The organism is Methylobacterium currus (assembly GCF_003058325.1).
In the GTDB taxonomy this organism is placed as follows: domain Bacteria; phylum Pseudomonadota; class Alphaproteobacteria; order Rhizobiales; family Beijerinckiaceae; genus Methylobacterium; species Methylobacterium currus.
The window spans coordinates 339019-360352 of record NZ_CP028843.1 but is presented as its reverse complement, the minus strand read 5'-3'; the positions used below and the strand labels follow the sequence as shown (position 1 = coordinate 360352).

Annotated in this window: 21 protein-coding genes; 5 read left to right on the top strand and 16 right to left on the bottom strand. The window is 71.0% G+C overall.

Features of this window, described 5'->3' with window-relative positions:
- Positions 1–10: 10 nt before the first annotated feature.
- The 3 genes from DA075_RS01690 to DA075_RS01680 form a co-directional block, all read right to left on the bottom strand.
- Positions 11–559 carry a peptidylprolyl isomerase gene (locus tag DA075_RS01690; RefSeq protein ID WP_099951734.1) on the bottom strand — a complete coding sequence of 183 codons (549 nt, stop codon included), beginning with the start codon at positions 557–559 and terminating at the stop codon, positions 11–13.
- Between the two features lie 29 nt (positions 560–588).
- Positions 589–1092 carry a pantetheine-phosphate adenylyltransferase gene (coaD, locus tag DA075_RS01685; RefSeq protein WP_099951733.1) on the bottom strand — a complete coding sequence of 168 codons (504 nt, stop codon included), beginning with the start codon at positions 1090–1092 and terminating at the stop codon, positions 589–591.
- 114 nt (positions 1093–1206) lie between these two features.
- Positions 1207–2019, bottom strand: coding sequence for a phosphodiester glycosidase family protein (locus tag DA075_RS01680; protein ID WP_099951732.1), 813 nt, complete (start codon positions 2017–2019; stop codon positions 1207–1209).
- Positions 2020–2168: 149 nt separating this feature from the next.
- On the opposite strand from DA075_RS01680, the gene DA075_RS01675 reads away from it, so the two are divergent.
- Positions 2169–2750, top strand: a complete 582-nt coding sequence (locus DA075_RS01675; protein ID WP_099951731.1) for a hypothetical protein — start codon at positions 2169–2171, stop codon at positions 2748–2750.
- Positions 2751–2818: 68 nt separating this feature from the next.
- Here DA075_RS01675 and DA075_RS01670 read toward each other — a convergent pair whose 3' ends face one another.
- Positions 2819–3238, bottom strand: coding sequence for a DUF4174 domain-containing protein (locus tag DA075_RS01670; RefSeq protein ID WP_099951730.1), 420 nt, complete (start codon positions 3236–3238; stop codon positions 2819–2821).
- A 183-nt stretch (positions 3239–3421) separates the two neighbouring features.
- Here DA075_RS01670 and DA075_RS01665 point away from each other — a divergent pair, with 183 nt between their 5' ends.
- Complete coding sequence (locus DA075_RS01665; RefSeq protein ID WP_099951729.1) at positions 3422–4435, top strand: NADP-dependent oxidoreductase; 1014 nt, start codon at positions 3422–3424, stop codon at positions 4433–4435.
- Between the two features lie 40 nt (positions 4436–4475).
- Here DA075_RS01665 and DA075_RS01660 read toward each other — a convergent pair whose 3' ends face one another.
- Positions 4476–5219 carry an RNA methyltransferase gene (locus DA075_RS01660; protein ID WP_099951728.1) on the bottom strand — a complete coding sequence of 248 codons (744 nt, stop codon included), beginning with the start codon at positions 5217–5219 and terminating at the stop codon, positions 4476–4478.
- Positions 5220–5524: 305 nt separating this feature from the next.
- Here DA075_RS01660 and DA075_RS01655 point away from each other — a divergent pair, with 305 nt between their 5' ends.
- Positions 5525–6739 carry an NADP-dependent isocitrate dehydrogenase gene (locus DA075_RS01655; protein ID WP_099951727.1) on the top strand — a complete coding sequence of 405 codons (1215 nt, stop codon included), beginning with the start codon at positions 5525–5527 and terminating at the stop codon, positions 6737–6739.
- An 82-nt stretch (positions 6740–6821) separates the two neighbouring features.
- On the opposite strand, the gene DA075_RS01650 is transcribed toward DA075_RS01655, so the two are convergent.
- The 5 genes from DA075_RS01650 to glgX form a co-directional block, all read right to left on the bottom strand.
- Positions 6822–7478 carry an intradiol ring-cleavage dioxygenase gene (locus DA075_RS01650; protein WP_099951726.1) on the bottom strand — a complete coding sequence of 219 codons (657 nt, stop codon included), beginning with the start codon at positions 7476–7478 and terminating at the stop codon, positions 6822–6824.
- A gap of 41 nt (positions 7479–7519) precedes the next feature.
- On the bottom strand, positions 7520–9136 hold the full coding sequence (locus tag DA075_RS01645) for a hybrid sensor histidine kinase/response regulator (RefSeq protein ID WP_099951725.1): 1617 nt from the start codon (positions 9134–9136) through the stop codon (positions 7520–7522).
- Between the two features lie 414 nt (positions 9137–9550).
- Positions 9551–11467, bottom strand: a complete 1917-nt coding sequence (locus DA075_RS01640) for an AI-2E family transporter (RefSeq protein WP_099951724.1) — start codon at positions 11465–11467, stop codon at positions 9551–9553.
- 29 nt (positions 11468–11496) lie between these two features.
- Positions 11497–11874: a response regulator gene (locus tag DA075_RS01635; RefSeq protein ID WP_099956337.1), complete on the bottom strand. Its 378-nt coding sequence runs from the start codon at positions 11872–11874 to the stop codon at positions 11497–11499.
- Positions 11875–12034: 160 nt separating this feature from the next.
- Positions 12035–14314 carry a glycogen debranching protein GlgX gene (gene glgX, locus DA075_RS01630; RefSeq protein WP_099956336.1) on the bottom strand — a complete coding sequence of 760 codons (2280 nt, stop codon included), beginning with the start codon at positions 14312–14314 and terminating at the stop codon, positions 12035–12037.
- A gap of 191 nt (positions 14315–14505) precedes the next feature.
- Between glgX and DA075_RS01625 the strand changes: the two genes are divergently transcribed.
- Positions 14506–14934: a CBS domain-containing protein gene (locus tag DA075_RS01625; protein ID WP_099951723.1), complete on the top strand. Its 429-nt coding sequence runs from the start codon at positions 14506–14508 to the stop codon at positions 14932–14934.
- Between the two features lie 101 nt (positions 14935–15035).
- Here DA075_RS01625 and DA075_RS01620 read toward each other — a convergent pair whose 3' ends face one another.
- The 3 genes from DA075_RS01620 to cobD form a co-directional block, all read right to left on the bottom strand.
- A complete protein-coding gene (locus DA075_RS01620; RefSeq protein ID WP_099951722.1) occupies positions 15036–15317 on the bottom strand; it encodes a hypothetical protein in 282 nt (93 codons plus the stop codon).
- A gap of 105 nt (positions 15318–15422) precedes the next feature.
- Positions 15423–16727 (bottom strand): KpsE/RkpR family capsule polysaccharide export protein, encoded by a 1305-nt coding sequence (locus tag DA075_RS01615; protein WP_099951721.1) that lies wholly within the window; start codon positions 16725–16727, stop codon positions 15423–15425.
- Between the two features lie 93 nt (positions 16728–16820).
- Entirely contained in the window at positions 16821–17819 is a 999-nt protein-coding gene (gene cobD / locus DA075_RS01610) for a threonine-phosphate decarboxylase CobD (protein WP_099951720.1), read from the bottom strand.
- On the opposite strand from cobD, the gene cbiB reads away from it, so the two are divergent.
- Complete coding sequence (gene cbiB / locus DA075_RS01605) at positions 17818–18813, top strand: adenosylcobinamide-phosphate synthase CbiB (RefSeq protein ID WP_099951719.1); 996 nt, start codon at positions 17818–17820, stop codon at positions 18811–18813. The two genes, cobD and cbiB, sit on opposite strands and share 2 nt — an antisense overlap.
- Positions 18814–18817: 4 nt before the next feature.
- Here cbiB and DA075_RS37330 read toward each other — a convergent pair whose 3' ends face one another.
- From DA075_RS37330 to DA075_RS01590, 3 genes are all read right to left on the bottom strand, one after another.
- Positions 18818–19498 carry a nucleotidyltransferase family protein gene (locus tag DA075_RS37330; RefSeq protein WP_276330931.1) on the bottom strand — a complete coding sequence of 227 codons (681 nt, stop codon included), beginning with the start codon at positions 19496–19498 and terminating at the stop codon, positions 18818–18820.
- 72 nt (positions 19499–19570) lie between these two features.
- Entirely contained in the window at positions 19571–19819 is a 249-nt protein-coding gene (locus DA075_RS37325) for a hypothetical protein (RefSeq protein ID WP_123834111.1), read from the bottom strand.
- Positions 19820–19940: 121 nt separating this feature from the next.
- Entirely contained in the window at positions 19941–21287 is a 1347-nt protein-coding gene (locus tag DA075_RS01590; protein WP_099951717.1) for an MFS transporter, read from the bottom strand.
- Between the last annotated feature and the right edge of the window lie 47 nt (positions 21288–21334).

The window sequence follows — 21334 nt, the reverse complement described above, 5'->3', positions numbered from 1 at the left end:
GCGCAAGGCCTTACTGGCCGTCCTGCGCCAGGCTCATCCGGACGATCTTGTCCGGGCTCTGCACGGTGCCGTTCTGGGCCGACGAGCCCTTCTTGATCTTGTCGACCACGTCCATGCCCGAGGTCACCTCGCCCACCACCGTGTACTGGTTGTTGAGGAACGAGGCGTCGCCGAAGCAGATGAAGAACTGGGAATTGGCCGAGTTCGGGTCCTGCGAGCGGGCCATGCCGACGGTGCCGCGCTTGAACGGCGCCTTGGAGAACTCCGCCGGGATGTTCGGCAGGTCGGACTTGCCCATGCCGGTGCCGGTCGGGTCGCCGGTCTGGGCCATGAAGCCGTCGATGACGCGGTGGAAGACGATGCCGTTGTAGAAGCCGCGCTTCGTCAGCGTCTTGATCTGCTGGACGTGCTTGGGTGCGAGGTCGGGGCGCAGCTGGATGGTGACGCGGCCGTCCTTGGTGTCGAGATAGACGGTGTTCTGGTCGGGCGCGGCGCTCGCCGGGGCGGCGAAGCCGAACGCGGCGACGGACAGCGCCAGGGCTGCGAGCCAACGGATCATGGATGTCTCCTGGGAGTGGGGCGCCCGCGTCAGGCGGACGGGGCGAAGCGGGCCGCGAGGCGGTCGGCCACCGCCGCGGGCACGAAGGGCCGCACGTCGCCGCCCATGGCGGCGATCTGGCGGACCAGGGTGGCGGTGATCGGCCGCACGCCGGTCGAGGCCGGCAGGAACACGGTCTGCACCTCCGGCGCCATGGCGCCGTTCATGCCGGCGAGCTGCATCTCGTAATCGAGATCGGTGCCGTCGCGCAAACCGCGGATGAACAGGCTGGCGCCGTGCCGGCGCGCCGCCGCCACCGCGAGGTCGGCGAAGCTGACCACCTCGAGCACCGTCCCGGTCTCCGCGGCGAGCGGGCCGCAGGTGATCCGGATCAGATCCGTACGCTCCTCGGCGGAGAAGAGCGGGGTCTTGCCCGGATGCACGCCGATCGCCACGACGAGGCGGCCGACCAGGCGGCAGGCCTGGCGCACCACGTCGAGATGGCCGTTGGTCACCGGATCGAAGGAGCCGGCATAGAGCGCGGTGCGGTTCATCGTGGTCCCCCGTAGAGCATTTTTGGGATCAACGGAACCGTCCGTCCCGTCATCGGCGTCACTCGGCCGGTCTCACTCGGCCGGCCTCACGTGGCCCGCCTCACTTGGCCCGCCTCACTTGGTCACGGCGCCGACGAGCGGCCCGAGCGGCCGGCTCAGATCCTGCCGGCCGAGCGAGGGGGCGTAGAGGCTCGACACGCTGCCGTCGAGGAAGAGCGCGTTGGGGCAGCCGAGCGCGTCGCGGAACAGCCGCGCGAAGGCCCCGAAGCTCACCGGCGCCTCCGAGATCGCGAACACCGCACTGTGCCCGTCCGGCCGCACGCCGACGCCGTTGCGGATCTTCTGCGAGGGCCCGTCCTCGGAGATCTTGGGATGGATGCGGTTGTTGATCACCAGCATCGGGCCGGACTGGGTCGCGAACTCGGCCCGGGGATGGGCCTTGAGGTAGCGGCCGGTCTCGAGCACGCCGGCCCGGTCGCCGGCGACGTAGAACACGCCGTTCGGCTTCAGGTGAAAGTTGCCCGGGCCGTTGGCGGTGTTGGCCGATTTCAGCTCGCGCCCGTCCTCGACGTAGAGGCCCACGGGAGCGAGGCCGGTATCGTACATGCCGGCATTCATCGCGAAGGCGAGGTTCGCGCCCTGCTGCCCGGCGAGCCGCGAAAGCGAGCCGTAGGGCAGGCCGTCGGGCCCGCGCCAGAAAAGCTTCACCCGGGCGCGCCGCAGGTCGACGGTGCAGACGGCATAGGCCTGGCCCTCGTGGCTCTGCGACCGGCAGGACACGCCGGAGGAGGCGACGTTCGGAGCGGACGCGGTCGCCAGGGCGGGCGCGGCCGGTGCCGCCGGCGCAGGTCCGGCGCCGAGGCATGTTGCGCCAAACCACGACGCGCCGAGCAGCCATGCCCCGATCCGTCCCGCTCTTCCCACCATGGACCTCTCCGCATACCGGCTCCCGCGACCGGCCTTTCGGGGTACCGGTATAGGGCGATCGTGACGTTTTGCAGCATGAACCGAACCAGAGCGTCGGCGTTTCGAAAACACGGGGGTTCGCGATATCTCGTGCTCAGGGAGATCGGGTCATGAAGGGCATGTTGGCGGCGTCTGTGGCCCTCGCGGGCGCCCTGCTGGTGGTGCCGGCCACGGCCGAGGCGCGCGGCTTCGGCGGCGGCGGGTTCCATGGCGGCGGCTTCCATGGTGGAGGTTTTCGGGGCGGCGGGTTCGGCGGCGGCGGGTTCCGCGGCGGCTTCGGCGGCGGCGGGTTCCGCGGCGGGTTCGCAGGCGGCGGGTTCCGCGGCGGCTTCGGCGGCTACCGCGGCGGCTTCGGCGGCTACCGGGGCGGCTTCGGCGGCTATCGGACCGCGGGCTTCGGCGGATGGCGCGGCGGCTATGGCGGCTGGCGCGGCGGTTACGGCGGATGGCGCGGCGGTTACGGCTACCGCCGCGGCTTCGGCTGGGGGGCGGCGGGCCTCGGGCTCGGCGTCGGCCTCGGCCTCGCGGCGGCCACGGCCTACCCGTACTACGGCGGCTACGGCTACGGCTACGCCCCGGTCGGCTATTACGGCGGCTACGATTACGGCTATGGCGGCGGCTGCTACGAGGTGCCCCGCGTGCGCTGGACGCCGTGGGGCTACCGCCGCGTCCTCGTGACCCGCTGCTACTGACGGGGACCGCACGGACAGGACGGGGCCGCCCGCGCCAGGGCGGCCCTTTTTCGTGACGGCAGAGCCTATCAGTTCCGGCGCCCTGCCGCCTCCTCGCGCCGCATCGGCATGGCGTCGATGGTGGCGAAGAGCCGCTCGGCCGGGATCGGCTCCTCGGCGACGAGCTTCGCCCCGCCGTCCTTGCCGACCAGCACCGCCCGGAAACCCGTCGCCGGCAGGCCGAGGCGGCGGCGCAACGCAGCGGCCTCCCTCCCCTCGCCGATCGCCCGCACCACCACGAGGTCGCGCTCGCGCATCCCCGCCCCGGCCGCCTCGGCGATGCGCGCTTGCGCGCTTGCACGGGGATCGTCGGCGGCGGCCGCGATCACCAGCACCCGGGACGTCCAGCGGTAGCGGTCGAGGTCGGACCCGGCGGAGGCGGCCGGCAGGGACGCCGCGAGCAGGAGCGTGCCGGCGAGGAGCGTGGCAAGGAACGAAGACGGGGGCATGCCGAACCCTTTCGCGGTGACGCCGGACGGGCCGGCGCAGCTCTTGGCAGGTAAGGCTCCGACAAACTCCGGCCAGCGCGGCGTTGACGCGCGGGGCCCTCCTTCCCAAGTGCGACGGAACCGAGCGTGGCCGAGAGGCCCCCGGCCCGAAAGCCCCGAGGACAACCTCAAGGGAGGTCCCGCATGTCCGACGTGAACCGCCGCATCGTCCTGGCGTCCCGGCCCCACGGCGAGCCGAATCCGGCCCATTTCCGCGTCGAGCGCGGGACGGTGCCGGTCGCGCATGACGGCGAAGTGCTGCTGCGCAACCGCTATCTCTCCCTCGATCCCTACATGCGCGGCCGGATGAGCGCGGCGAAATCCTACGCCAAGCCGGTCGAGATCAACGACGTCATGGTCGGCGCCACGGTGGCGGAGGTGGTGGCCTCGCACCATCCGGGCTTCTCGGTCGGCGACACGGTCCTGGCCTATGGCGGCTGGCAGGACTTCTCGGTGTCCAACGGCCAGGGCCTGCGCAAGCTCGACCCCGCCTCGGCCCCCGTCACCACGGCGCTCGGGGTGCTGGGCATGCCCGGCATGACCGCCTATACGGGCCTCCTCACCATCGGGGCGCCCAAAGCCGGCGAGACCGTGGTGGTGGCCGCCGCCACCGGCCCGGTCGGCTCGCTCGTCGGCCAGATCGCCAAGCTCAAAGGCGCCCGGGCGGTCGGCATCGCCGGCGGGGCCGACAAGTGCCGATACCTCACGGAGGAGCTCGGCTTCGACGCGGCGGTGGACCACCGCTCCGGCGACCTGCCCGGCGCGCTGGCGGCGGCCTGCCCGGGCGGCATCGACGTCTATTTCGAGAATGTCGGCGGCCCGGTGTTCGACGCGGTGCTGCCGCTCCTCAACGACTTCGCCCGCATCCCGGTCTGCGGCCTCGTCGCCAACTACAACATGACCGAGCTGCCCCCCGGACCCGACCGGGTGCCGGCGGTGATGCGCGCGGTGCTGAGCAAGCGCCTGACCTTCCGCGGCTTCATCGTCTGGGACTTCGCCGACCAGGAGCAGGCCTTCCTCTCCGATGTCGGCCAGTGGCTGCGCGAGGGCCGCGTGCGGTACCGCGAGGACGTCGTCGACGGGCTGGAGAGCGCACCGGAGGCGTTCATCGGCCTGCTCAAGGGCCGCAACTTCGGCAAGCTGGTGGTGAAGCTTTAGGTTCACACGAAGCCGGAGGCTTCACGCGACGCTTCAGGCATCACTCGTCCGGGGGGCGCCGCGCCAGCGCCCGCAGCGCCCCCCGGAAGCTGCGCACGTCCTGCTCGGTCATCGCCATGCGGTGGAACATGTCGCGCATGTTGCGGATCATCCCGTCGCGCTTGGCCGGCGGGTAGTAGCCGGCGGCGTCCAGCTCGGCCTCCAGGCTCTCGAACAGCGCGATCACGGCCTCCCGCGGCGCCGGACCCGAGCGCATGCTCCCTGAGAAGGGCAGCACCGCCTGCCCGGCCGCCCGGCGCCACTCATAGGCGACGAGGAGCACGCTCTGGGCGAGGTTGAGCGAGGAATGCTCCGGATCGACCGGGAAGGTGACGATGGCATCGGCCAGCGACACCTCGTCGTTCGACAGCCCGACCCGCTCGCGTCCGAACAGGATGCCGACCCGCTCACCAGCGGACAGCCGTCCGGCCGCCTCCGCCAGCCCCTCGTCGGGCCCGAAGACCCGCTTCATCTGCCCGCGCTCCCGCGCCGTGGTGGCGAGGACGTATTGAAGGTCGCCCAGAGCCTCGGCGACGGTGGCGAAGATCTTCGCTCCGTCGAGGACGTGGGTGGCGCTCGACGCCGTCTCGCGCACGCCCTTCATCGGCCAGCCACCCTTGGGATTGACGATCCGCAGCGCGTCGAGCCCGAAATTTCCCATCGCGCGGGCGGTCATGCCGATATTCTCGGCGAGCTGGGGCTCGACCAGGATGATGACGGGGCGGTTCGGCGAAGGATCGGTCATAGGGCAGTATCGAGGGGCGGTGTCGAGTGGGACGGATCGCCGGCACATAGGGCCTCTTGCTCGGATCGCGAAGGGGCCTCGCGCCGGCCGGGGAACCCACCGGCCCCGTCCGGCGTTCTCGACACGGACCTCCTTGCAGCCCCGGTGCCCCCGCGCCGGGGCTTTTTTCGTGACAACCGGCGAAAGCCATTCGGCCCCGGCGCTTCCCCCTGTTTGTGCAGCGCGCTATGACCGCGCCACGGCCGGCCGCGTCGCTTCAAGCGGGCGTGCGGGCGGCCCCCGGATCACGGAAGGCTGGATCAGACATGGCGAAGATCAAGGTGGCGAACCCCGTCGTCGAGCTCGACGGCGACGAGATGACCCGGATCATCTGGCAGTCCATCAAGGACAAGCTGATCCATCCCTATCTCGACATCCCGCTCGATTATTACGACCTCGGAGTCGAGCATCGCGACGCCACCAACGACAAGGTGACGATCGAGGCCGCCGAGGCGATCAAGAAGCACGGCGTCGGCGTGAAGTGCGCCACCATCACCCCGGACGAGGCTCGGGTGAAGGAGTTCAACCTCAAGGAGATGTGGAAGTCGCCGAACGGCACGATCCGCAACATCCTCGGCGGCGTGATCTTCCGCGAGCCGATCATCTGCCGCAACGTGCCGCGCCTGGTGCCGGGCTGGACCCAGCCGATCGTCGTCGGCCGCCACGCCTATGGCGACCAGTACCGCGCCACCGACTTCAAGGTGCCGGGCAAGGGCCGCCTCACCGTCAAGTTCGAGGGCGAGGACGGTACCGTCATCGAGCGCGAGGTGTTCAAGTTCCCGGGCGCCGGCGTCGCCCTGTCGATGTACAACCTCGACGAGTCGATCCGCGATTTCGCCCGCGCGTCGATGAATTACGGCCTGGCCCGCAAGTTCCCGGTCTACCTCTCGACCAAGAACACCATCCTCAAGGCCTATGACGGCCGGTTCAAGGACATCTTCGAGGAGGTGTACGAGGCCGAGTTCAAGTCGCGGTTCCAGTCGGCCGGCATCACCTACGAGCACCGCCTGATCGACGACATGGTCGCCTCGGCCCTGAAGTGGTCCGGCGGCTACGTCTGGGCGTGCAAGAACTACGACGGCGACGTGCAGTCGGACACCGTGGCGCAGGGCTTCGGCTCGCTCGGCCTGATGACCTCGGTGCTGCTCACCCCCGACGGCCAGACCGTCGAGGCCGAGGCCGCGCACGGCACGGTGACCCGCCACTACCGCGAGCACCAGAAGGGCAAGGAGACCTCGACCAACTCGATCGCGTCGATCTTCGCCTGGACCCGCGGCCTGTCGCACCGCGCCAAGCTCGATTCCAACGCCGATCTCGCCAAGTTCGCCGAGACCCTGGAGAAGGTCTGCGTCGACACCGTCGAGGCCGGCTTCATGACCAAGGATCTCGCCCTGCTGGTCGGCCCCGACCAGAAGTGGCTCTCGACCACCGGCTTCCTCGACAAGATCGACGAGAACCTGAAGGCCGCGATGGCGGTCTGAGGCGAAGGGGCGGCCGGGCATCCGGCCGGCCTGCCGACCCTGAAACATCGTTCCCCGCGGCCGCGGCGCCGCGGGGAGCCCGTCACGCGCCTTTGACCACCAGCGTCAGCGCCGCCGCGTAGCCCCCGCCCTCCGGGTGGATCTCCGCGATGCCGCGCCCCTCGGGGTCGTCCTGGCGCAGGAGGACGTCCCGGCCATTGCCGATCCGGCCGCGCCGGGCGCGGCCCGCATAGGCGGGTCCCGCATACACCGCCTCGCTCACCGCGTCCGGGAAGTAGATCTGGCCCGTCAGCGCCGTCCGCCCGGCGAGAATCACCTTCACGTGCAGGTGGGGCGTGCGGCCCGGATACCAGCCCGGATAGATCGTCCGGAACGCCACCCGGCCGGCCGCGTCGGCGACCTGCGTGCCGCGCAGGAAGGTCCGGCCGACGGTCGACGCGCCCCGGTCGCCCTGATCGCGATAGCCCGAATAGCGTCCTTGCGCGTCCGCGTGCCAGAGATCGATGCGGGCCGCCGGCAGGGCGACGCAGTCCCGCAACGTCACGACCTGCAGGCTCACCCGAAGGGGCGTGCCGTCCCGGTCCTCCCGGATGTCCGACCGCAGCAGGCGCGGATCGAGGTAGAACGGCCCTTCCACCGCCTGCGGGGTCAGGAGGCAGGTTGCCCGCGCCGGCTGGGGCGCCAGGAGGCCGGCCGCGAGGGTGCCGATCATCACGCGGCGCGTCGGGCGATGCGGCATCGGCTCCTCCCATTGTCCCGCCGGCGCGGCGGCGGCGCGCCTCAGCTCACCCCGGTCGGCCCGTCGAGCACCGCCCGCACCCGGCGCGCCAGCTCCATCCGCCGATAGGGCTTGTTGATGAGCTCGAACTCGCTGCCGCCGGCATCGGTGCGTTCCAGCGAGGCCTCGGCGTAGCCGGTGGTGAGCAGCACCTTGAGGCGCGGCTGGCGGCGGCGCGCCTCGCGCGCCAGCATCACGCCGTTCATGCCGCCGGGCATGATCAGGTCGGAGAACAAGAGGTCGACCTTGTCGCCGCCGTCGAGGAGCTCGAGGGCCTGGCGGCCGTCGGTGGCGAGCAGGGTGCTGTAGCCGAAATCGCGCAGGATCGCCCGGGCGAGCTCGGCGACGTCGCGGCGGTCGTCGACGATCAGGATCGTCTCGGTGCCGGCGCGCTGCAGCCCGCGGGTGCCGGGGCCGGGGGCCGGCCGCTCCTCGCTGTCGGCCATCGGGAAGTAGAGCCGGACGGTGGTGCCGTGGCCGGCCCGCGATTCGATCACCACGGTGCCGCCGGACTGCTTGGCGAAGCCGTACACCATGGCGAGGCCGAGACCCGTGCCGCGGCCCTCCTCCTTGGTGGTGAAGAACGGCTCCATCACCCGCGCCAGGATCTCCGGCGGCATGCCGAGGCCGGTATCGGTCACCGACACCGACACGTAGCGGCCGACCTGCGGCAGGCCCGAAGGCAGCTCGTCGGCGGTGAAGACGTGGTTCTCGGTCCGGATCGTCACGGTGCCGCCGCCCGGCATCGCGTCGCGGGCATTGATCAGGATGTTGAGCAACGCGACCTCGGTCTGGGTCGGGTCGAGGCGGGCGTTCCACAATCCTTCCGCGAGCTCGGCCTCGACGGCGATCCCCTCGCCGAGGGTGCGGCCGGCGAGGTCGCGCATCCCCTCGACCAGGTTGTTGAGGTTCACCGCCCGTCCGTCGAGGCGCTGCTTGCGGGCGAAGGCGAGCAGCTGCTGGGTCAGGGTGGTGGCGCGCTCGGCGGCGTTGCGGATGTTGTCGACCGCCCGGGTCATCCGGCGCGGATCGGCGGTCGGATCCTCGAGGCCCGATTGCAGGATGTCGACGTAGCCGACCACCACCTGCAGCAGGTTGTTGAAGTCGTGCGCGATGCCGCCGGTGAGCTGGCCCAGGGCCTCCATCTTCTGCGACTGGCGCAGGGCCTCCTCGGCGTCGCGCCGGCGCGACACGTCGAGCTGCGAGCCGAAGAAATAGACCAGCTCGCCGGTCGAATCGTAGACCGGCGAGATGAACAGCGCGTTCCAGAAGGTCGAGCCGTTCTTGCGGTAGTTCAGGATCTCGGTGGCGATCTCCTTCCGCTCCGCGATGGCGCGGCGCACCTCCGAGACCGTCTCGCGGTCGGTCTCGGGCCCTTGCAGGAAGCGGCAATTGCGGCCGACCAGTTCCTCGGGCGCGTAGCCGGTCATCGCCCGGAAGGCCTGGTTGGCGAAGATGATCGGGTTGTCCGGCAGGCGCGGATCGGTGACGATCATCGGCATCCGCGTCATCTCGACGGCGGCAAAGAAGATGTCGCTGTGGTGGTTCGAGACGTCGGTGGGCACGTCCGCCACGGTCGGCCGGGTTCCGAGTTCGGTCGGCGTTCGCTTCACACTCATCGTCGCTCCGGTGGCCCGCTGACCGAATCCCGTATCCGCATGGGATCCTACACCCAGCGCCCCTGCACAACGGTCAAAGCGGCAACCGCGACCGGGCGTCGCTCCGGGACTGGGATAGGACAGGCGACGCAAGGTTGCAATCGCCCCCGCGGCGGCGAACGGGCGAGCAGGCGGCGGCTCAGATCCGGGGAACGACCGTCGCGACTGAAATCCCCCACCATACCGCAGCGCGTGGACTTGATCCCGGACGCCGCAACACCATCAGGGAAGGATGTTGCGGATGGACTATGCTCTTACAAAGGGGATGGCGCCGGGTCTCTGCTTCCTCTCATGGGAGACCGCGATCGGGTCCGGCCTCCCGGCGGCGCTACCGGATCGGCCTGCCCTTGCGGCGAGCTGCCCGCACCGTCCCGCTCAGGCCGCCTCGCGCCGCGTCTCGCGGGCCTCCTGGGCGCCCGAGAGCGTCAGGGCGGCGTCGAGGGCGTCGCTGATCGTGGTGACCAGGATGTCGGCGGAGGTCGCCCGGCGCAGGCGGTCGCGGCCGGCCGGGTCGCGCTCGCGCCAGACCGCCACCATCACCCGCACGCCCGGGATCGCCCGCCGGGCGAGGCGGGCGGCGAGCCGGATGTGGGAGGTGCTGATCGGCTCGATATAGGAGAGGCAGACCAGGGCGATGCCGGCGGTGTCCGGCCGCTCGCCCCGGGCGAGCGCCTCCTGGCTGGTGAGGCGGGCGTTGAGGCCGTGACGCCCAAGCACCTGGGCCAGCATGCCGGCGGCAGCGGCATCGAACGGTCCGCGGCTCGCCACCACCAGCACCGGGGTGGGCCCGCGCCAGGCCGGCGCCAGATCCTCCGGCCGGCGCACGATGGCGGTGGCGGCCCGGTCCGGCCCGACCGCCGCCACGGTCGCCTCGACCTCGGCGCTGCGGACCGCCGACGCTCCCTTGCGCACCGGCAGCGTGCCCAGCGTCGTCACCACGGTCTCGATCGCCTGGCCGACCGCCTGCTGGCGGTCGGCGGCCAGAGCCCCGCTCGCCCGGTCGTTCTGGGCGAGCCGCAGGCCGCCGAGCGCGATCTCGTCGTAATAGGTGGCCAGCGCCCGCTCCTTCAGCACCTGGCGCGCCTTGTCGATCGCCTCGAGGGGGTCGCCCGCCAGCATCCGCTGGTAGAAGATCTCGGAGGGGGCGAGCGCCGGCCGGTCGCCCAGCATCACGTCGAGGAAGGCCAGGCGCTCGACGTGGCGGCCGAGCACCACCAGGCAGACGGTGATCGGGGTGGCGAGCACCAGCCCGACCGGCCCCCACAGGAAGGTCCACAGGGTCGCGGCCAGGATCACCGCCACCGGCGACAGGCCGGTCGAGTGGCCGTAGAGCAGCGGCTCGACGACGTGGCCGGCAATCGGCTCGACGACCGCGAACAGCACCACCGTCGCGATCAGCATCGACCAGCCCGGATCGACCGCCGCGGCGAGGAGCAGCGGGAAGGCCATGCCGATCACCGCGCCGATATAGGGCACGAAGCGCAGGATCGCCGCGAGCACGCCCCAGAGGATCGGGCTCGGCACGCCGATCAGCCACAAGCCGACTGCGATCACCACCCCGAAGGCGAGGTTGAGCCCGGCCTGGGCGAGGAAGAAGCGCGACAGCCGCGCCACCGCATCGTCCATCGCCGCCGTGGTGGCGCGCAGGTCGCCGGAGCCGGCGAGCCGGATCGCGCGGTTGCGCAGGTCCTCGCGCTGAGCGAGGAAGAACAGGGTGAAGAGCAGGATCAGCCCGATCGTGGCGAGCGGGTGCAGAACCGGCGCCACGACGCTGCCGAGGGTGGCGAGCAGACCCGCCTTCGGCTCGCGCACCTCGACCAGCATCGGCTTCTCGGCATCCCCAGGGCCGCGCGGCTTGGCGGGCTCCGGCGGCTGCAGGTCCTGGCTCAGGTCCTGCACCGCCTGAAACAGCCGCTCCAGGGTGGCGCCGCCGCCGGCCTGGGACCGCAGGGCCCCGATCTTCTCGCGCATCGTGACGGTGTAGCGCGGCAGGTCGGCGGCGAGCTGCGACGCCTCGTTGGCGATCAGGAGGCCGAGGCCCCCGATCCCCCCGAAGGTCGCCAGAACGACGACCAGCACGGCGAGCGAGCGCGGCAGGCGCCGGCGCTGCAATCCCCGCACCGCCGGGGCGAGCACGAAGCTCAGCAGCACCGCCAGGGTGATCGGCATCAAGACGTCGCGTCCGAGCGACAGGATGGCGCCGATCGCCAGCACCAGCAGGCAGGTCGCCAGCGCCGTGAAGACAGGCATCGCGTCGCGCAGGCGGCGCGCCGTCACGGGATCGTCGATCATCGGCCTCGCACCCGCCGCTTCTGTCGTTTCTAGGGAGTGGGCGGCGTGCCGAGGGCGGCGCCGATCTGGGTCAGGAGCTTCGAGAAGTCGACGGGCTTCGGGTGGTAGTCGTCGCAGCCGGCCTGGATCACCTTCTCGCGGTCGCCCGACATGGCGTGGGCGGTGAGCGCGATGATCGGGATCCGGGCGGTCTCGGCGTCGGACTTGAGCGCGCGGGCCGCCGACCAACCGTCGAGCACCGGCAGGTTCATGTCGAGCAGGATGATGTCGGGCCGGCTGGTGCGGGCCTTCATCACCCCCTCCTCGCCGTCATGGGCGAGCACCACCTCGTAGCCCCGCCGCTTGAGCCGCCGGGAGAGGAAATCCCAGATCTCCTCATGGTCCTCGACGAGAAGGATTTTCGCCACCGCCCCCACTCCACGCTCGCACGAGCCCGAAGGGCGGCCGGATCGGCCGCCCCTGGCATCGCGCCTGTTCGACAGGCCCTCACACACGCCCGCCCGCCGCCGACGCAGTGGACGGGCGGAGCATTGCAGGCCCACTAAGGTGGGCAGGCCCGCCCGGATGTCACCCCTCCGGCGACAACCCAAACGCCACGCATTCGGATTCCGCCCGCTCGAAGGCCTGGATCACGTGCTGGTAGGAGCGCCAGGTCTCGCTCGCATGGTCCACGTCGGTGGGGCGCAGCACGAACATCAGCATCGAGCGGCCGGTAACCGCGTAGGTGTCGCCCACGGGGAACCGGGCGAGGTCCTGGGTGTCGGGCAGGTTGGTGTCGAGCACCCGCATCCAGGCATCGCCCCCCACCACCTCCGGCAGGGTGAACTCGACCACGTCGTGATAGGCGTTGAACAGCAGCATCAGGGTCGCCTCGCCCCCGCGCCGGTGGATGCCGCTCGATTGCGCCCGGCCGTCGAGGACGACGGCGAGGGAGCGGGCGCCGCCGTCGTTCCAGTTCTCCGGGGTCATCTCGGTCCCGGCGGGGGTGAGCCAGCTCACGTCCTTGACGCCGAGCTCGGCGTCGAAGGCGCCGGTGAGGAAGCGCCCCCGGCTCAGCATCGGCAGGGACTTGCGCAGGATCAGCAGGCGCTGGGTGAACTCGGCGAGGTCCCGCTCGTCCTCGCCGATCGCCTCCCAGTCGATCCAGGAGATCTCGTTGTCCTGGCAATAGGCGTTGTTGTTGCCCTTCTGGGTGCGGGCGAACTCGTCGCCGGCGAGCAGCATCGGGGTGCCGCGCGACAGGAGCAGTGTCGCCAGCAGGTTGCGCATCTGGCGCAGGCGCACGGCGCGGATCTCGGGATCGTCGGTCGGTCCCTCGGCGCCGTAATTGTAGGACAGGTTGTGGGAGTGGCCGTCCCGGTTGTCCTCACCGTTCGCGGAATTATGCTTCTCGTTGTACGAGACCGTATCGGCGAGAGTGAAGCCGTCATGGGCGGTGATGAAGTTCACCGAGGCCCAGGGGCGCCGGCCGCGCTTGTTGAACTTGTCGGCCGAGCCGGTGAGGCGCGAGGCGAGCGCCGGGAGCAGGCCCTCGTCGCCCTTCCAGTAGCCCCGCACCTCATCGCGAAAACGGTCGTTCCACTCGGCCCAGCCGGGCGGGAAGCCGCCGACCTGATAGCCGCCCGGGCCGCAATCCCACGGCTCGGCGATCAGCTTGACCGAGGACAGGACCGGGTCCTGGCGGCAGGAATCGAGGAAGCCGCCGCCCTCGTCGAAGCCGTAGGGCTCGCGGCCGAGGATCGTCGCGAGGTCGAAGCGGAAGCCGTCGACCCGCATCTCGGTCGCCCAGTAGCGGAGGGAATCCGTCACCATCTGCAGCACCCGCGGATGCGAGAGGTTGACGGTGTTCCCCGTCCCGGTGTCGTTGATGTAGTAGCGCTTCTGGTCCGGCAGCAGCCGGTAGTACGAAGCGTTGTCGATCCCCTTGAACGACAGGGTCGGGCCCTTCTCGTTGCCCTCGGCGGTGTGGTTGTAGACCACGTCGAGGATCACCTCGAGGCCGGCCCCGTGCATGCGGGCCACCATCTCCTTGAACTCGGAGAAGGCGAAGTCCGGCACGGCGGCGTAGCGGCGGGCGGGGGCGAAGAACGAGAGGGTGTTGTACCCCCAGTAATTCACCAGGTCCTTCTCGAGCAGGTAGCTGTCGTTGACGAAGGAGTGGATCGGCAGCAGCTCGACCGAAGTGACGCCGAGGCTGCGGATATAGGCCAACACCTCGGGGGTGCCGAGGCCCGCATAGGTGCCGCGCAGGCGCTCGGGCACCGCCGGGTGCAGCTTGGTGAAGCCCTTGACGTGGGTCTCGTAGAAGACCGTCTTGTCCCAGGGGACGTTCGGCTTCTGGTCGCGGCCCCAGGTGAAGGCGGGGTCGATCACCCGGCACTTGCGGGTGAAGGGGGCGCTGTCGCGGGTGTCGAAGGTGGTGTCGTCGCCGCTCTCCATCACGTAGCCGAACAGGGCCGGGTTCCAGGTGACGGAGCCGACGAGCGCCTTGGCGTAGGGGTCGAGGAGCAGCTTGTTCGGGTTGAAGCGGTGGCCGGCCTCCGGCTCGTAGGGGCCGTGGACGCGATACGCGTAGATCGTGCCGGGGCGGGCATCGGGCAGGTAGCCGTGCCAGACCTCGTCGGTGTATTCGGGCAGGGCGATCCGCTCGATCTCGGTCTCGCCGGAATCGTCGAACAGGCACAGCTCGACCTTGGTGGCGTGCGCGGAGAACAGCGCGAAATTGACGCCGAGGCCGTCCCAGGTCGCGCCCAGGGGGAAGGGCTGGCCCTCGCTGATGCGCGAGGCGCGCCGGGCGAGAGGCGAGGCCGCCGGGGCTTCCGGCGCGGGCTTGGACGTAAGTTCCATGTTCATGGGGGCGTTCGACGATCCCGGAGGCGAGAAGCCTGACTGTGGGCTGAACGCGCCGGCCCTCGCCCAAGCTCCCGTCTCGCCGTCAAAATTTCACGGGCGTGATGTCGGGCCGGGAATCGTGTCGCGATCCGGAGCCGCCGGCGCCGCCGCGGGTTGCCGGAGATGTCAGGGTGGCGAGGGGTGCGATGAGCGCGACGGTCGCGGACGTGATGAGCAGGGACGTGGAGTTCATTCCCGGCGAGGCGCCGGTGCAGGAGGCCGCGGTGCTGATGGGCGAGCTCGATGTCGGCGCCCTGCCGGTCGGGACGCCGGACGCCCTCGACGGCGTGATCACCGACCGGGACATCCTCTACCGGGTCGTCGCCCAGGGGCTCGACCCGCGCCATCTCCGGGTGAGCGAGGTGCTGTCGCGCCCCATCGTCTCCTGCGCGGAGACCGACCCTGTGCGCACAGCCCTCGACCTGATGGCCGCCCACCACGTCCGGCGCCTGCCGGTGCGGGACGCCGGCGGGCGCGTCACCGGCTGGGTTACCCTGGCGGACCTGTCGCGGGCGCTGCTGCTCGGCGGCGACGCGCTCCAGACCTCGCTCAAGCGCCTGACCGAGGAGGCGTGAGCAGCAGACCTGCGTTGGCGGGCCAACGCTTCGTCCGCTTAGGTTCGTGTCGTGTCGCAGATTTGCGTCGCAAGACCGGCAACCCCGTTTGCGAGATCTGCTTAGAGGTCGGCCGCGGCGGCGGCGTTGGCCGCCTCGTTGGCGCGCTCGGCCTCCAGGATGGTCTGGCGGGCGAGGTAGCGGGTCACCAGCGCCTCGACGTCGCGGATGGTCTCCTCGACGAGGTGCTCCTGGAGCCGGGCGCGGGGATCGTCGGGCTGCAGGTTCTCGCGCTCCTGGAGCCGGCGCATGGCTTGCTTGACCACCTGGTAGACCGCCTCGCGCTCCTCGCGGCTCATCGCCGGGGAGACGGCCCGGGCGACCAGGTCCGTGAAATCGGACATCGGGGTGCTGCTCGTCCTTCGCGTCGCGGGCGCTCCTCGGACGGCGCCCCGGCCCGCTTCATCGCACGACCCGCGCCGGGACCGAAGGCCCGGGCGGGTCGGCTCTTACATGTTGTGGTCCTTGACGCCGGCGATGAGCAGGCTGCTGCAGCCCCAGAGCACCAGGAAGGCGAAGAAGGCGACGAACAGGGCGTGTCCGCGCATCGGCACGGTGGAGAGCTCGGGCAGGCTCGGCGGCACGAAGACCGCGAGGTAGACGTGCTGGCGGTTCGCCGCCACCCGGGCGCGGTCGAGCATGATGGTGGCGGAGTCGTTCAGCTTCTCGGCGATGGTGCGCTCGACCATCAGCCCCTCGTATTCCAGGATCGCGTCCGAGACGTGCCGCCCGCCGATCGCCATCCCGTCGCTGGTCAGCGAATCCTCGAGCTGCTTGATCTGCTGGTTGGTGGCGGTGAGGCTCGCCACGATGGTCTGGATCGAGCGCGACTTCTCGTCGAGGCCGGAGCCCCGCAGCACCTGCAGGTCGTTCTCCGCCTTGATCTTGTCCTTGCGCAGGCCGAGCAGGGTGGTCATCGTCGCCTCGGCCGACTTGGCCGGATCGATGATGCCCCAGCGGTTGCGGAACTCGCGCAGGGCGAGGTGGGCCTTGCGCATCCGCTCTTCGCTCGCCGCCAGGTCGGCCTGGCTGTGCTTGAGCATGTCCTGCTGCGCGCGGGACGAGATCGTGTTGATCAGGGCCTCGGCGCGGGCCATGACGTGGCGGCTGATCGCCAGGGCATCGTCGGGCGTGAAGGCCTGCACCGTCATGGTGATCACGCCGGATACGAGGTCGATGTGGACCTGGACGTGCTTGCGCCAGTACTTCAGCAGATCCTCGATCGGCTTGTCGCCGGAATAGCGCGTCCAGAAATCGGCCTCGTCGCGGGTGAACATCCTGACGACGTCAAGCTCCTTCTGGGCGCTCTCCAGCATCGGCTGGCTCTGGATGTATTCCTGGACGATGTAGCTGTCCTGGCTGTTGTTCTTCTGGATCAGCGAGGAGAACTCGCCGAGCGCGACGTTGCCCATCGGCTCGACCTCGCCGCGGACGGCGAAGCGGGCCTCGACCACGTACTGGTCGGCGGCGATGAAGAACAGGTAGATCCCGATGACCGCGGTCGGCAGCAGCACGAAGAGGCCGATGCTGCGCAACAGCCGGGTCAGGACCCGGTTCTGGGTGCCGGCGGCGGGCAGCAGCGGCACGCGGGTCCAGCGCAGCGGGTTGAGCAGAGCCGGCAGCCGGCTCCGGGGGCCGTGCGGAGAGATCGGCTCGACCGTCTCGGCGTTGCGGCGGAGGTCGGGCACGGTGCGCCGCGCGAACGCGATCATGCTGCCGAGCCTGTCGCGCCGTTTGACCTCGTCCGCGTCCATTCTGCCTGATTCCCCGTGCGGCGCCCGCCGCCTTCGTGACCCCGACGGCCAGGGTTCCCGGATGCTGCGGTTTTCGGCCTTTTTAATGGCGCCTCACCGCATCCGCAGGGATGCGGCGAGGCGGGTCCAGGCCGCTTCGTCGGGCGGCAGGCCGAGACGCAGGCGCGCCGGCGCGGCCTCGAACCGGCGCACGAAGATCCCGGCGCGGCCGAGATGCGTGAACAGGCTCGGGCCATCGGCGAAGTCGGCGGTGCGGAACAGGGTCGTGCCGCCGACGATCCGGCCGCCGGCGGACTTGAGCAGCCCGTCGAGCCGGGCGGCATCGCGGCCGCGCGCTTCGGCGGCCTCCCGCCGCCAGGCGGCATCCGCGAGGGCGCGGCGGCCGACCGCGATCGCCGGCCCCGACACCGCCCAGGGCCCGATCGCCCTGCGCACCGTCCCGATCAGGGGCTCTCCCGCCACCGCGAAGCCGAGCCGCAAGCCGGCGAGGCCGTAGGTCTTGCCGAAGGAGCGCAGCACCAGGCAGCCGGGCGGCGGCGTCCCGCACAGGCTCTCGACGGGTTCGAGATCCGCGAAGGCCTCGTCGACCACGAGCCAGCCGCCGCGCTCCGCGAGCCGGGCCGCCGCCGCCGCGAGGTCGCGGGCCGGCATCACCCGCCCGTCCGGGTTGTTCGGATTGACCACCACCCCGATGTCGGCCTCCGCCGTGAGGTCCGGCACCGTCGCGACGCTGTGCCCGGCCCGGGCCCAGGACGCGGCGTGCTCGGCATAGGTGGGGCCGACCACCGCGACGCGGCCCGGGGGCCGCAGCCGCGGGATCAGGTCGATCAGGGCCTGGGTGCCGGGGGCGGCGGCGACGTGGGCCGGCCGCGCCCCATAAGCTTGCGCCGCCGCGGCTTCGAGGGACGCGAGGTCGGTACGCGCCGGCAGGCGCGTGAAGGCGCTGGCATCGAGGGCCGGCCACGGATAGGGGATCGGATTGATCCCCGTCGACAGGTCGATCCAGGGCTCGGGGGCCTGCGGGAAGAGCCGGCGGGCCTCGTCGAGGTCGCCCCCGTGCCGGATCGGCTCCCGTTCCAACTCACGCGCCATGGCCGCCCTGCTGCACCCGCCCGACAGCCTCCCGGTGCTCGTCCTCGCCCTCGCGGTCGAGGCCGTGCTCGGCTATCCGGACCGCCTCTACAGGCTGGCCGGCCACCCTGTCACCTGGATCGGCGCCCTGATCGCCGTCCTCGACCGCGGCCTCAACCGCGAGGCCGATTCGCCCGCACGGCGGCGCACCGCCGGGATCCTGGCCCTCCTGCTCGTCCTCGCGGCGACCGGCCTCGCGGCCTTCTCCCTCGCGCTCGCCTGCGGCGAGTTCGGGCTCCTGCCCGGCATGGTCCTCTGCGCGGTGCTCGCCGCGAGCCTGCCGGCGCAACGCAGCCTGCACGACCACGTCGCCCAGGTGGCGAAGGATCTCGACCGCGACGGCCTGCCCGGCGGCCGCAACGCGGTGGCGATGATCGTCGGGCGCAATCCCGAAACCCTCGACGAGGCCGCCCTCTGCCGCGCGGCGATCGAGAGCCTGGCCGAGAACTTTTCCGACGGCATCGTGGCGCCGGCTTTCTGGCTCGGTGCCGGCGGCCTGCCCGGGGGCGCGCTCTACAAGGCGATCAACACCGCCGACAGCATGATCGGGCACCGCACGCCCCGCCACGAGGCTTTCGGCTGGGCCGCCGCCCGCCTCGACGACCTCGTCAACCTGCCGGCCTCGCGCCTCACGGCCGGGCTGATCATCGCTGCCGCCGCCCTGAGCCCGGGAGCCAGCCCGCGGGAAGCGCTCGCGGCGGTCCGGCGCGATGCCGGCCGCCACCGCTCGCCCAATGCCGGCTGGCCCGAGGCCGCGATGGCGGGCGCCCTCGGTCTGCGCCTCGCCGGCCCGCGGGTCTACGGCACCACGCGGGTCGAGGATGCCTGGATGGGATCGGGGCGGGCGGACGCCAACGCTGCCGACATCCGTCGGGCGCTGGTGTTGTACCGACGGGCCTGCGGGCTGCTATGGGGGCTGGCGGCGGCGTTGGCGTGTCTGGCCCTGGCGGCGTGAGCCTTCACCAGTCCGGCTCGATGGAATCCTCGGCCTCATTCGACGCGGGCAGGATCTGGACGGCCCGGTCGCGCAAGGCGCGCGGGATCGCGGCGACGGCCGGATCGTCGAAGGACAGGTGCGGCAGGCGCGCGACGACCAGGCCGGCGACGAGGCGCGCCTGGCCGGCGTCGCGCCCGCGCTTCAGCGGATCGCGGTCGTCCCGGGCGGCGAGCCAGGCGTTGTGGAGGGCGAATGCCCGCGGGTCGGGCACGACGAGGCCGACCGGGTAGCCGCGGGTGTCGATCGTGACCGCGCTCACCTTCGGGCAGTTGACGAGCCAGGTCAGTCCCTCGATCTCGACCGCGCTGAGATCCTCGGGCGAGGTCCCGATCCGGCTGCGGGGACTTCGCGCCATCCGGTTCTTCGGCAGGGGCTGGATCAGGTCGACCATGAAGCCGTCCCGGTTCACCGCCCGGAAGGTCTCGGTCCCCGTCGGCTCGAACGATGTGTCGACGCTGCGCAACAGGCCGATCAGCCCCTCCCGCCCCAGGTCGACCCCCGGCTGGGACTCGGCGACGAGGCTCAGGCGGGCACGGGCATCGAACAGGAGGTCGATGTCGCCGGTGGCGAGATGGCCGCTGGCGATGCGGATGCCGGCCAGACGTTCATAGGCGAAGAGGGCGTGGGTGCAGACGACCCGGATGCCGGTGCCCGAGGGCGCGGTTCACCGGGGCCATCGCGTCGAGGCGGCGGGCGAGGTCGGAGAGGTGCTGCTTCAGCCGCGCCCGGCCATCATGGAAGGCCGCATGGCGGCCTCGGTCTCGGAATTGCGGGGCCCGAGGGAGGACCAGGCCACCTTCCGCTTGCGGTAGAGATACTGGTGCCCGCGCACCGTCTTCCACGCCATCGAGCCGGCGAAGCGCTGGGCGAGCTCGGTCCGGGCCGCCTGATAGGCGGCGTAGACCTGCTCGACATCGACGAGCTGGCGGACCTGCTCGTGCGTCCAGTCGGTGAAATCGGCCATTGGCTTGCGGATCGGGCCGTCGTCGCCCGATCCGACGACGTTTTGCTCCGTCATACCATTGAAAAGAAAAGCGTTATCCCTTTCAGGACCGAAGCCGGCCCCGAAAGGGACAATCGTGCGGTCAGCGCCGGACCGGCGCGAGCCCCCCGGCCTCGGCCGCGGCGGAGCGCGTCAGGACGCCTTGGACCACGAAGACCATCGCCGCCCCGACGACGAGGCAGGCGGCGAGGAAGAGCATCGGCACCAGCGTGTTGCCGCTGACGTCGCGGATCCACGGCACGACGTTCTGGGCGACGAAGCCGCCGAGATTGCCGACCGAGTTGATCATCGCGATGCCGGCCGCCGCGGTGGCGCCGCGCAGGAAGGTCGGGGGCAGCGACCAGAAGACCGGCTGGCCCGAGAAGATGCCGGCCGCCGCCACGCACAGGCAGGCGAACTTCACCGCGTCGCCGGGCAGCACCACGCTGAGGATCAACCCGAGGGCGCCGACGAGGGCCGGGCCGGCGATGTGCCAGGTGGTCTCCCCCGTGCGTGCCGCATGCCGGGGCACCCACCACAGGGCCAGCGCCACGCAGATCCACGGGATGATGTTGATGAAGCCGTTCATGGTGTTCGAGACGCCGAAGCCCTTCACCACGGTGGGCAGCCAGTAGCTCAGGCCGTAGGCCGCGAGCGGGAAGGCGACGTAGAGCAGCGAGAGCAGCACCACGCGGGTGTCGGCGAGCACCCGGAACGGGTTGTGGTGGTCGGTGTGCGGAGTGCTGTCCGCCTCGCGCGCCAGGATGTCGGCGAGCCATTTCTTCTGGGAGGCGTCGAGCCAGGGGGCTGTCTCGGGCCGGTCGGGCAGGATGGAGAACACCACGACGGCGAGCAGCACCGCCGGCACGCCGGTGGCGAGGAACACCCATTGCCAGCCGCGGTAGCCGAGCGCCCCGTCGAGGTCGAGGAGCGCGCCGCCGATCGCCGCGCCGACGGCGTTGGCCACCGCGCTCGCGATCATGAACCAGCCGACCATCCGGCCGCGGAAGACCTGCGGGAACCACAGGGTGAGCGCGTAGAGCACGCCGGGGAAGAACCCGGCCTCCGCCGCGCCGAGGAGGAAGCGCAGGATGTAGAACATCACCGGCCCGGTCGAGAAGCCGAGCAGGATCGTGATGATCCCCCAGGTCGCCATGATGCGGGTGAACCACACCCGGGCGCCGACCCGCTCCAGGATGACGTTCGACGGCACCTCGAACAGGAAATAGGCGAGGAAGAACAGCGAGGCGCCGAAGCCGTAGGCCGCCTCGCTCAAGCCCAGGTCGCCCACCATCTGGAGCTTGGCGTAGGAAACGTTCTGCCTGTCGATGTAGGCGATCAGGTACATCAGGCCGAGGAGCGGCATCAGCCGCCAGGTGATCGTCGAAATGGTGCCGACGCCGAGCGCGTCGGTGCCGACGCCGGGGGCGTCCTGCTGATGGTCTGACATGGGGGTCTCCTCCCGGCCGTGCTCAGGCGTTCCGTCTTGACCGGTAC

Bases quoted from the DNA above. Each gene is read 5' to 3' on its own strand.
- DA075_RS01665 (WP_099951729.1), top strand. From the start codon at position 3,422: ATGTCCGACGTGAACCGCCGCATCGTCCTGGCGTCCCGGCCCCACGGC.
- DA075_RS01625 (WP_099951723.1), top strand. From the start codon at position 14,506: ATGAGCGCGACGGTCGCGGACGTGATGAGCAGGGACGTGGAGTTCATT.
- DA075_RS01655 (WP_099951727.1), top strand. From the start codon at position 5,525: ATGGCGAAGATCAAGGTGGCGAACCCCGTCGTCGAGCTCGACGGCGAC.
- DA075_RS01590 (WP_099951717.1), bottom strand. From the start codon at position 21,287: ATGTCAGACCATCAGCAGGACGCCCCCGGCGTCGGCACCGACGCGCTC.
- DA075_RS01670 (WP_099951730.1), bottom strand. From the start codon at position 3,238: ATGCCCCCGTCTTCGTTCCTTGCCACGCTCCTCGCCGGCACGCTCCTG.
- DA075_RS01680 (WP_099951732.1), bottom strand. From the start codon at position 2,019: ATGGTGGGAAGAGCGGGACGGATCGGGGCATGGCTGCTCGGCGCGTCG.
- cobD (WP_099951720.1), bottom strand. From the start codon at position 17,819: ATGGCGCGTGAGTTGGAACGGGAGCCGATCCGGCACGGGGGCGACCTC.
- glgX (WP_099956336.1), bottom strand. From the start codon at position 14,314: ATGGAACTTACGTCCAAGCCCGCGCCGGAAGCCCCGGCGGCCTCGCCT.
- DA075_RS01650 (WP_099951726.1), bottom strand. From the start codon at position 7,478: ATGCCGCATCGCCCGACGCGCCGCGTGATGATCGGCACCCTCGCGGCC.
- DA075_RS01620 (WP_099951722.1), bottom strand. From the start codon at position 15,317: ATGTCCGATTTCACGGACCTGGTCGCCCGGGCCGTCTCCCCGGCGATG.
- DA075_RS01615 (WP_099951721.1), bottom strand. From the start codon at position 16,727: ATGGACGCGGACGAGGTCAAACGGCGCGACAGGCTCGGCAGCATGATC.
- DA075_RS01660 (WP_099951728.1), bottom strand. From the start codon at position 5,219: ATGACCGATCCTTCGCCGAACCGCCCCGTCATCATCCTGGTCGAGCCC.
- coaD (WP_099951733.1), bottom strand. From the start codon at position 1,092: ATGAACCGCACCGCGCTCTATGCCGGCTCCTTCGATCCGGTGACCAAC.
- cbiB (WP_099951719.1), top strand. From the start codon at position 17,818: ATGGCCGCCCTGCTGCACCCGCCCGACAGCCTCCCGGTGCTCGTCCTC.
- DA075_RS01690 (WP_099951734.1), bottom strand. From the start codon at position 559: ATGATCCGTTGGCTCGCAGCCCTGGCGCTGTCCGTCGCCGCGTTCGGC.
- DA075_RS01675 (WP_099951731.1), top strand. From the start codon at position 2,169: ATGAAGGGCATGTTGGCGGCGTCTGTGGCCCTCGCGGGCGCCCTGCTG.
- DA075_RS01645 (WP_099951725.1), bottom strand. From the start codon at position 9,136: ATGAGTGTGAAGCGAACGCCGACCGAACTCGGAACCCGGCCGACCGTG.
- DA075_RS37325 (WP_123834111.1), bottom strand. From the start codon at position 19,819: ATGGCCGATTTCACCGACTGGACGCACGAGCAGGTCCGCCAGCTCGTC.
- DA075_RS01640 (WP_099951724.1), bottom strand. From the start codon at position 11,467: ATGATCGACGATCCCGTGACGGCGCGCCGCCTGCGCGACGCGATGCCT.